This is a genomic window from Mesorhizobium qingshengii (assembly GCF_027563465.1).
Taxonomy (GTDB): Bacteria; Pseudomonadota; Alphaproteobacteria; order Rhizobiales; family Rhizobiaceae; genus Mesorhizobium; species Mesorhizobium qingshengii_A.
Genome location: NZ_JAPFQA010000039.1, coordinates 1 through 10,265, shown reverse-complemented (window position 1 = coordinate 10,265; position 10,265 = coordinate 1). Strand labels below are relative to the sequence as shown.

Below are 10,265 nucleotides of genomic sequence, written 5' to 3'. Positions count from 1 at the left end.
GTCCATTTGCCTGGCGGTCCCTTCGGGGATGGCTGCAGACGCACGAACATCGAGCGGCCCGGCGCGTTGCGGACGTCGCCGACGGTCCAGTATTTGCCTTGGCGACGGCCATTGGAGAGGTAATGACGGCACACCGCCTCGGCATATTCGCCGAGGCGGTGTGCGAGGTCGGATGCAGCGTGACGCGGAATCATGCAGCCTCCCGCTCACTGACCCGCTCGATTGGGAAGCGGTCGAGCACGCGCTCCAGCACCGCGAGGCCGTTGGCGTCGATCGGCACGAACATCCTGAGCTTCCACGAAATGATCTCGTGGAAGAGACCGTAGGCGGTGAGGCGCTCGCGCATCGTGTCGGTGAAGCCGGACAATTCGATGCGCCACGCGCCCATGACGCGGCTGCGGCGAAGCTGGAGATCCTCGGCAAGATCGAGGATGGTCCGGCCGTCCATCAGAGCCGCAAACGCCTGCTCCGGCGACAGCGCAACCACGTTCGTCGCAGAGGCGTTGGCGGCCCATGCCGGCGAGACGCGGCGGCCGATGAGGCGCTCGCCCTCGTCGGTCTGAAGTCGATAAACGCGGGTCGAGTCATTGGGCAGGCGCTTCCAGATCGGCAGCAGGAGGCCGGTGACCATGTGCAAGACCGAGTCCGAAAACTCCGGCACACCGGCGATTTCGCCCGTCCAGGAAGTTGTGAAAGCCTCGCGGTCGGCCTCGACCCAGCGTGTTTCGCCCATGGCCTTGAGCGGCATGTTCTGGCCTTCCATCGGCCGGATCAGGCGGACACGTCGCTCGACCTCGCCATCGTCGAGCATGACGCTGGGGGTCGGGATCCGTACGGCGGCTCGGCCCGATTGCTCGTTGATGAGCAGTACGGCAGGCGGATCGCGGAGATGATCGAGAGCCGCATTGAGCGTGACGGGCCGATTGCGCTTGCGTTCGGTGATCGTGAGCAGGCGGCTTTCGGCGCCGGTGCGCGGATGGGTGTAGATCACCTGCCGATCGGTGACGACGAAGTTTTCGGCCTGCAGCGTCTCCAGTCCGGCGTCGTAGGTTCCTGACGCGATCGCGCCCTCGACGCGCGCCGCCAGCAGTTGCTCGAAGGCACCGAACAGCACGCCCTGCAGCGCAATGGTCAGTGCGAGCAGGCGATTGAGAAAGGTGGTGATCGGCGGCAACTCGTCCTTGATGCCATTGGCATCCATCAGCTTGAGACCGGTCGCCGCCTCGAAACGCTCGAGCGAGCAGCCCTCGACCTTGCCGCGTACGATCAGCAGATAGAGTTGCCGTAGCGCATCGCGGGCATAGTGGCTTTCCAGATTGTCCTCTGGCCGGAACAGGCCCTGGCCGCCGGTCTGGCGCTGGCCGCGCGTGATTGCGCCCAGCGTATCGAGCCTCCGCGCGATCGTCGAGAGGAAGCGCTTTTCCGCCTTCACATTGGTCGAGATCGGCCGGAAGAGCGGCGGCTGCGCCTGATTGGTGCGATGCGTGCGTCCCAGGCCCTGAATGGCGGTGTCGGCCTTCCAGCCAGCTTCCAGCAGGTAATGCACACGCAGTCTCGTGTTCCGGGCCGACAGTTCGGCGTGGTAGCTCCTCCCCGTTCCGCCCGCGTCCGAAAAAACCAGAACGCGCTTGTGGTCATCCATGAAGGACTGCGTCTCGGCGAGGTTGGCTGACCCGGTACGGTTTTCGACGACAAGGCGCTCGCTCTTGCGGACAATGCGGCGCGAGCGACCGGTGACCTCGGCCACGATGTCCACCCCGAAATGCTGGACGATCTGGTCGAGCGCGCCGGGGACAGGCGTCAAGCTGGCGAGTTTGGCGATCAGCTCCTCGCGCCGGGCGACCGCCTCGCGGCTCTCGACGGGCTGGCCATCGCGATAGACCGGGCGCGACGACAGATTGCCTTCGGAGTCGGTGAAGGGCTCATAGAGCTGCACCGGGAAGGAATGGGCTAGATAGTCGAGGACATACTCGCGCGGCGTGATGTCGACTCGGACGTCGTTCCATTCCTCAGTCGGCAGCTCGGCCAGCCGCCGTTCCATGAGCGCCTCGCCCGTCGAGACGATCTGGACAACGGCCGCATGGCCCTCCTCCAGATCGCGGGTGATGGAGCGGATCAGGGTCGGCGTCTTCATGCTGGTCAACAAATGACCGAAGAAGCGCTGCTTGGCGCTTTCAAAGGCGCTGCGCGCGGCCGTCTTGGCCTGGGCATTGAGCGTGCCGGTGCTGCCTGTGATGTTGGCCGCCTGCATCGCCGCATCGAGATTGTTATGGATGACGCCGAAGGCCCCAGCGTACGCGTCATAGATGCGGACCTGTTCGGGCGTCAGCTCATGCTCGAGCAGTTCGTATTCGACGCCGTTGAAGGAGAGCGAGCGGGCCGTATAGAGGCCGAGTGCCCTGAGGTCGCGTGCCAGCACTTCCATCGCCGCCACGCCGCCGGCCTCGATCGCCTCGACGAACTCGGTTCGGGTCGAGAATGGAAAATGCTCGCCGCCCCAGAGGCCGAGCCGCTGGGCATAGGCGAGGTTGTGGACGGTGGTGGCGCCAGTCGCCGACACATAGACGATGCGGGCATTCGGCAGGGCGTGCTGTTGCCTGAGGCCGGCACGGCCTTGCTGGGAGGGAGCGGCGTCGCCGCGTTCGCCCTTGCCGCCACCGGCGTTTTGCATGGCGTGCGCCTCGTCGAAAATGATGACCCCATCGAAATCCGGACCCAACCATTCGACGATTTGTTTGACCCGCGAAACCTTCTCGCCGCGATCGTCGGAGCGCAGCGTGGCATAGGTGGTGAATAGGATGCCTTCCGGCAGCACGATCGGCTTGCCCTGCGGGAAACGCGAAAGCGGCGTGATCAGCAGGCGCTCCATGCCGAGCGCCGACCAGTCGCGCTGCGCATCCTCGATGAGCTTGTCGGACTTGGAGATCCAGACCGCCTTGCGCCGGCCCTGCATCCAATTGTCGAGAATGACGGCGGCGGACTCGCGGCCCTTGCCTACACCCGTGCCGTCGCCGATCATGAAGCCTTGCCGGAAGCGCACGGCCCCCGCGGTGTCATCGGCCGCGGCGCTAACCACGTCAAAGGTATCGTCGAGCATCCAGGCGCCGGCGAGATACTCGGCGTGAGCCTCGCCGGCATAGATGACGGTCTCGAGCTGCGCGTCCGAGAGCAGGTCAAGGACGTTCTTCGGCAGGCGCGGCCGGTAGCTCGGCTTGGGTGGCGCCACCGAGGCCATGGCCGCCGATTGGACGAGCTGGGTGGGGTGAGCCCGAGAGCCGGGGATGCGGATCGCCTGAAGCCCGTAGGCCTCATAGATGGCGTCGCTGATCTGGCCGTCCTCGGCCGCCTGCCAGTCGACAGCCTCATAGGCGAGGTCGATGGCTTCCGGTTCGGCGATCGACATGCGTGGCGTGGTTCTCGCCGATCGTGTGAGATAGCGGTGCACGGGGCGGGGCGCGGCGACCGCCGATGCCGCGCTGGAAACGGCGGCCATCACGACCGGCGGCCGCGCGGGAAGGCGCTCCTCAATCCACGCGAGGAGCGTCGCCGCATCCGGAGCGATGCCGGGAGCATCCGCGAAGACGGTGGGATCGTCCGCCGGGAGCTTGTCGATAACGGTGAGACGTGTCGGAAAGGTCGTGCCATGCTTGGCGTAGGCCGAGCCGTCGATGGCAGCGGAGAAGACGACGCGGCCACGTTCCTGCAGGCGAGTGATGGCGGCGGTCCAGGCCGGATGGTCGGGCGCGAAGTTCGCACCGGTGATCGTCACCAGCCGCCCGCCAGGCGCAAGACGCGCCAGCGCCGAGGCGATATGCCGCCAGGCTGCGTCGGCCATCCGGCCCTCGACATTGGCCATGACCGAAAAAGGCGGGTTCATCAGCACCACGCTCGGCACGGCGCCGGGATCGAGATGGTCGTCGATCTGGGCGGCGTCGAAGCGGCTGGCGGAGACGGCCGGAAAGAGGCAGGAGAGAAGTGCCGCGCGCGTCTCGGCAAGCTCGTTGAGGACGAGCGAGGCGCCGGCTGTCTCGGCCAGGATGGCGAGCAGCCCGGTGCCGGCGGAAGGCTCCAGCACACGGTCGGCGGGCGTGATGGCGGCGGCCGTTGCCGCGACCAGGCCGAGCGGAATCGGCGTCGAGAATTGCTGGAAGGTCTGCGCCTCTTCGGATCGGCGGGTATGCGTCGGCATGAGACCGGCGATCTTCGACAATGCGGAAAGCCGGAGAGCCGGCGACGCGGCCTGGCGGAACAACGCCTTTCCGTACTTGCGCAGGAAAAGGACCGTCGCGGTCTCGCAGGCATCGTAGGCCTGCTTCCAGTCCCAGGCGCCGGCGGCGTCGGAGGCGCCGAATGCGGCGTCCATCGCCGAGCGCAGCTTTGGCGCGTCGATGCACTCGCCGCGTTCGAGACGGGGAAGCAGCAGGCCGGCGGCGGCGAAGATAGCGCCGGCTGCAAAGCGCGCGGGCGGTTTGGGGGTGCCGCCCGAGTAGCGGATCAGCGAGCCGAGCGGGGCGTTGTCATAGACGATGTGGGCGGACATGGATGTCTCCTGAAGAGAAAAGGCCCGACAGGGAGTCGGGCCACGAGGGTGAGGTGAAGGGAAACGGGGAGGCCGGAGGCGCCCAGTCGATGGGTGCTATTCGGCAGCGACCGCGTGAGCGATGACCTCATCGGCTGCCGCCGAGTCGTCTTCGTCATCGCCCGCGAGGAATTCGGGCAGGTCAGGTTCCTCGCCCTCGCCCGGCTGCGCGGGCGGTGCGTCCTGATCGATCAGACGGAGCGGTTCGGGTAGCCAGCCACTATCGGCAAGGATGCGTTCGGCCTCCTTGGCCATGTCGCCCTTCTTGAGGTGGTCGATGAGTTGAGCTGCCTGCTCGCCGACGCCCTCACGCACGGCTTCGAGGATGCGGGCCTTGGTAACGCGACCGAGATAGTTCTCGACCGTCGGACGCCAACCCGCATCCACCATGTCGAGCCCGGTGGCGTGGGAGAGCCGGTCGGCTTCGCGCAAGCGTTGCTCCAGCCCGTGCTGGGAGACGCCGCTGCCATAGGGGTTAGGGCGCTCGAACAGCGCGTTGATCCCATAGCTGACGCAATGCGCCAGCAGTGTGTGCTGACTGGCTTCATCGAGACTGTCGAGCCAGGCCCACAGAGTCTGGTCGTCACCGAGCGGGATGTCCCTCTTCCACGCCTCATGGCGTTCGTCGATCGCCTTGGCCGCGGGGCTGTCTTTCAGCTCGGCGTCTTGCGTCGGCAAGTGGACATGTCGGACGAACGCCTCGAGGCAGCCGGTCGCGGAGCGATGACCGAAGGTGTCGAGGACGAGCCGATGCAACAGCGCCGTGATCGCCACATGCTGGTTCTCGGCCACGGCATTGCGTAGCGCCAACGTGCGATGCGCGGTGAGCTCGATCACCAGGCGTTCGGGCAGCGGCTTGGTGGCGTCGCAGTCATCCTCATCGGGCTCGGACGTTTGCGCGCCGATGGTGATGGTGGCGCGGCGAACCGAAGTATCGTCCCTGCCCTCCTCGCTCTCGGTCGCACCGTCGGGCTCGGCGGCGTCATCGTCGACCGCTTGCATCGCTTCGTCCTCGGGGCGCACATATCCGCGATCGACGATCAGGTCCCCGGCACGGTCGATGCTGATGAAGGCACCGGCGCGGCCGATATCGGCGGGATCGTAGTTCATCGGCCGGCTCTCGAAGGCCTCAAGCGCAGACTCGATCTCGCCGAGACGCTGATCGACCTCGTCGGGGAGTTCGTCGGATTCGCCATACTCGGCTTGCAGCCGATCGTACTCCGCGCGCAGGGCTTCGCGTTCCGCCCGCTCCGCGTCGGTCAGATTGACGGGGGTGCCGGCCAGTGCCCGCAAGCCGTGATCGTGGCCATAGGGCAGATCGACATCGACGACGATCCATTTCCAACCCTCTTCCGCGATCTCGTCGGCGGCGGACTTGAGCTTGTCCCGGACCAAGCGGTCGAGCAGAACGGGCTCCTGCAGCCAGCCGCCATTGTCGGACTCGAACAGGTCGCGCAGCACCACGCCGCCGGCGGCGACATACGCCTCGACACCGACGAACAGCGCCCGGCGATCGGTCGCGCGCACCGTGGTCTCCGTCAAAAGGCGCCGGATCTGCTGCGGTTCCCTCGACCAGGAGTTTTCGAGCGCCTCCCAGACCTGCTCCTGGCGGGTGTGGTCGTCGGTCACGGTAAAGGCCATGAGCTGCTCGAGCTGCATGCCCTCCTGCTCGTAGACCTCGTGCAGCTTGGGCGAAACTTTTGCGAGTCGCAGGCGCTGCTGGACAAAGGTAGCGGACACGAAGAAGCGTGCCGCAATCTCCTCGTGGCTGGCGCCTTGGTCGTGCAGGGTCTGGAAGGCGCGAAACATGTCCAACGGATGTAAATCTTCGCGCTGAAAATTCTCGGCAAGTGAATCCTCCTCGATCGGGACCTCACTGTTGGCGTTGGTGACGACGCAGGGAACTGGCTCGGTCTTGATCATGCGCTTCTGCTTGACCAGCAGTTCCAGCGCGCGATAGCGGCGCCCGCCAGCCGGCACCTCAAACATGCCGGTCTCGTTGCCCTCGCTATCCAACACTGGCCGGACGTTGAGGCTCTGGAGCAGGCCACGCCGTGCGATCGAGGCGGCAAGGTCCTCGATCGTTTCCCCGCGCTTGATGCGCCGGACATTGGACTGGCTCAGCATCAGCTTGTTGAAGGGGATATCACGCGAGGCGTTGAGGGTGATCTTCTGCTTGGGCGTAACCATGTGGACTATCTCCGCGACGGGCGGCCGAGACTCTCTCGACCTCCAAACCCGTCACAAAGGAAGGCGCAGCCCTCTTACTCTGAGGACTGCGCTGCACTCGGATCTGAAGGGACACAAGGCCGCAGACACGCTTTACGCATCTGCGGCCTTGCGGATTTCAAGCTGAGATCTCACGCGCCCTCCCGACCAGACTGGGCGGCCAGGTAGAGGACGCGTTCGGCGTTGCGAATGCTTCCGGCCCGGCGGGCGGCTTGTGCCCAGGCCGAAATCGGCAGGTCGGTGGCAAAGAGAATGTCGCGCTCGATGCCCATGCCGAATGGCAGCCGGACCGACGTCATCTCGAGGAGTGAGAAACTGCCCAACTCGGGATAGCCGAGATCGGCGAGACCGAACATGGCGTCGCCATCGGCACCCAGCTCCGTCGCGAGCCAGGTTCCTTCGCCGAGCGGATTGAAGAGCTTCACGACCGGTGCGTGATCGGCGTTGCGCTCGCGGCCATTGGCGAGCAGGCGCTCGCGCAGTTCGTCGGTGAGGAGGATCATGCCGCCCTCCTGTCGATCTCGGCCTCATCGACGTCGGCCGGGCCTGCCCTGGCCGCACCGTCAGGTTGCGGCAGGAAGGCAAGCAGCCAGTCGGCCGCCTTGCTGGCCTGGGAGGCGGCACGAACGATGGCGCGGTTGTCTTCGCGCAGGACCTCGAGCCAGGAGGCCAGGTAATCGGCGTGGCGCGCGGTTGGCACGATGCCAAGCGAGGCGCAGCAGAAGGCTGCGTTCATCTCGGCGACCAGTTCCTCGAAAGCATATCTCTTGGTGCCGAAGGCGCCTCCGAGGTCGCGGCCGACGCGGGAGGCATGGCCGGTCGCATGCCCAAGCTCATGCAGGGCGGTGCGGTGCCAGTCGATGGTCTCGAAATAGGCCTGCGGGGGCGGCACCCGCACGTAGTCCTGCGCCGGCACATAATAGGCACTGCTGCCACCGATGCGAAAATCGATACCTGTCGCCTTGATCAGCGCCTCGACTGTAGGCTCGATCAGTCCGGGTTCTGGTGCAGGCGGAGCCGCGGCCAGATCGTCGGGCAGATTTTCGCATTGCGCTACGTTGAACACGATGAAGCGTTTCAGGAACGGTATGGCCTGTGCCGCCTCGCCGGTTTCCCGCGCGCGATGCTTCTCGTCGTCAGGGATGAAGCGGTCAGCATAGACGACGGTGGTGCCGTGTTCGCCCTTGCGGACATGGCCGCCCAGCAATAGCGCCTGGCGGAAAGTCAGCCAGCCCTGGATGGGAAAGCCTTGCTCGACGACCGCACCCCACAGGATCAGCACGTTGATCCCGGAATAGGCGCGGCCTGTCGCGGCATTGGCCGGCATGGCAAGGGGCGCTTGCGCCGCCGCCGTGCCCCAGGGCTGCACCCAGGGAAAGCGCCCTGCTTCCAGTTCGGCGATGATCTTGCTGGTGATATCGTCATAGAGGCTTGACCGGTCGGCGCCGGCGCGAGCGTAATGTCTGGACATCGCGGTTCTCCGCGACGGGCGCCGGAGGCCTCTCCTCCAGCTCTCAACCCGTCACGGCAAACCGGTCCGTACTCTCACTCTAGACGGCGTTGCGGGGGCCTCCCGCAGAAGGGGGACGCTCTCGAATTCTGGGCAAAGGCGGTCCGCGCCAAATGCTTATTCCTACCGGACTGCGTGGCGGATGCGCTCGGTAAGCGTTTGTTCGACGTCGAAATAGCCTTCCCAGGCTTCCGGCATCTGAGCCCGCTCGGCGGCGGCGAAAACATCGAAACCGTTGGCGCTTTCGCAGGAGGGCAACTCCTCCCAGCTGACGGGCACCGCGCACCCCGCCCCCGCGCGTGCCCGAGTGGACCAGGGACAGATTGCAGTGGATCCCTGGCCGTTGCGTAGGTAATCGACAAACATTCGGCCCTTGCGCTTGGCCTTGCTCATGTTGGCGACGAAGCGCGACGGATCTGTACGGGCCAGCAGTTCGGCGAAGTCTTGGCAGAAGCTCTTGACCTCGTCCCAGTCTGCCTCCGGGACGAGCGGCACGACCACATGAACGCCCTTGCCGCCGGACAGCAACGGCCACGACTGCAGTCCAAGCGCTTCCAGGATGCCCCGAATGTCGAGGGCTGCCTGCTTGACGGCAGTGAAGCCCAAGCCCTCGTCGGGGTCGATGTCGAAGATCATGCGGTGTGGCAGATCCGGCTGCTGGCGCAGGCTTCCCCAGATGTGGAATTCGAGCACGTTCATCTGGACGGCTGCGATCAGCCCAGCCAGGTCATCGATCCACAAGATCCGGCTTTCCTTCCCGGACATCTTCTCCAACTGGCCGTCATGGATGGCCTTGGGCATGCCTGGCAGTCTGTGTTTCTGAAAAAAATCTGCTGAAGGTCGCCGTCGGTATCGCGCACCAGTGACAGCGGCCGATCCTGGATGTGCGGCAGCATCTTATCGGCGACCATGGCATAGTAGGCCGCGAGCGTGGCTTTGGTCACCTTGGTCCCGGGATACATGACCTTGTCGGGATGCGTCAGCTTGACGCCGACAGCAGCGGCGATCTCCTTGCCGATTCCCGGATCGAGATTGGCGGAGCCAAGAGTTGCCGGCGTCTTCGGCATTTCCATCACCACCTGGTCGGCTCGCTTGTCTTCGCGCATGCTCTCAAAACTTGGATGTCGCAAGCTGCCGTCCGGTGTCACTTCGGCATAGGTGACTTCGGCGACAAGCTCGGGCTTCACCCACCGGGCACGGCGGGCAATGTCTCTCGGAACAGAAGCGAAAGCCGGTTTCTCAACACGGCGTTTCTCGAGCTTCGCCAGGATGTCCTTGCGCATCGCCGCGGTGAACCCCGTGCCGACGCGGCCGCGATAGATAAGCTTGCCATTGTCGTAAGTGCCGAGGATTAGCGAGGCCATGCCATGTCCTGTGTCACTTGGGCGATAACCGCCGACGACGAATTCCTGTCGCTTCGTGCACTTGATCTTGAGCCAACTCCAGGTGCGGTCTCCGACGTAGGAGCTGTCGGCGCGTTTGGCGATGACACCTTCGTGGCCGCCCTCGCACATGGCGTCGAACACCCTTTTTCCCTGGTCGACGATGTGGCTGGAGAATTGCAGGCAGTCGTCAGGTGGGCGAGCGCCCAGCAGGGACTCAAGTCGCTCCTTGCGCTCGAGGAGCGGCTGGTTCGACAGATCTTCGCCATCGAATTCAAGCAGATCAAAGGCGTAGAATTTGAGGGGCATACCCGCGGCAATGCCGGTTTTCAGCATGGAGAAGTTCGTGCGGCCCTGGCTGTCGATGGCGACGATCTCACCGTCGATCAGCACCGCGCCTTTGGTCAGTCTCTGAAGCGGCGGCAGGATGACCTTGAACTGTCGGGTCCAGTCGTGGCCATTGCGGGTATAGACGACGACGTTTGAGCCGGAGATGGCGACTTGGGCACGATAGCCGTCGAACTTCATCTCGAAGAGCCAATCCCCGCCCACCGGTATGTGGTCA

General features: G+C 65.0%; 4 protein-coding genes and 2 pseudogenes. All 6 read right to left on the bottom strand.

The window, feature by feature from the left end; translation table 11 throughout:
- Nucleotides 1-194: pseudogene (locus tag OOJ09_RS31600) on the bottom strand (DNA primase); the annotation flags it as partial.
- On the bottom strand, nucleotides 191-4,540 hold the full coding sequence (locus tag OOJ09_RS31595) for a strawberry notch family protein (protein WP_269908971.1): 4,350 nt from the start codon (nucleotides 4,538-4,540) through the stop codon (nucleotides 191-193). The gene OOJ09_RS31595 and the pseudogene OOJ09_RS31600, both read right to left, overlap by 4 nt.
- A 96-nt stretch (nucleotides 4,541-4,636) precedes the next feature.
- The gene (locus OOJ09_RS31590) at nucleotides 4,637-6,769 is read right to left on the bottom strand and encodes a ParB/RepB/Spo0J family partition protein (protein ID WP_269908970.1); all 2,133 of its coding nucleotides are present in this window, start codon (nucleotides 6,767-6,769) and stop codon (nucleotides 4,637-4,639) included.
- Nucleotides 6,770-6,939: 170 nt separating this feature from the next.
- Nucleotides 6,940-7,311 (bottom strand): DUF2958 domain-containing protein, encoded by a 372-nt coding sequence (locus OOJ09_RS31585; protein WP_269908969.1) that lies wholly within the window; start codon nucleotides 7,309-7,311, stop codon nucleotides 6,940-6,942.
- Complete coding sequence (locus tag OOJ09_RS31580; protein WP_269908968.1) at nucleotides 7,308-8,279, bottom strand: ArdC family protein; 972 nt, start codon at nucleotides 8,277-8,279, stop codon at nucleotides 7,308-7,310. Before OOJ09_RS31580 ends, OOJ09_RS31585 begins: the two co-directional genes overlap by 4 nt.
- 162 nt (nucleotides 8,280-8,441) lie before the next feature.
- Nucleotides 8,442-10,228 (bottom strand): annotated as a pseudogene (ligD, locus tag OOJ09_RS31570) (DNA ligase D).
- Nucleotides 10,229-10,265 lie beyond the last annotated feature (37 nt).

Bases quoted from the DNA above. Each gene is read 5' to 3' on its own strand.
- OOJ09_RS31595 (WP_269908971.1), bottom strand. From the start codon at position 4,540: ATGTCCGCCCACATCGTCTATGACAACGCCCCGCTCGGCTCGCTGATC.
- OOJ09_RS31590 (WP_269908970.1), bottom strand. From the start codon at position 6,769: ATGGTTACGCCCAAGCAGAAGATCACCCTCAACGCCTCGCGTGATATC.
- OOJ09_RS31585 (WP_269908969.1), bottom strand. From the start codon at position 7,311: ATGATCCTCCTCACCGACGAACTGCGCGAGCGCCTGCTCGCCAATGGC.
- OOJ09_RS31580 (WP_269908968.1), bottom strand. From the start codon at position 8,279: ATGTCCAGACATTACGCTCGCGCCGGCGCCGACCGGTCAAGCCTCTAT.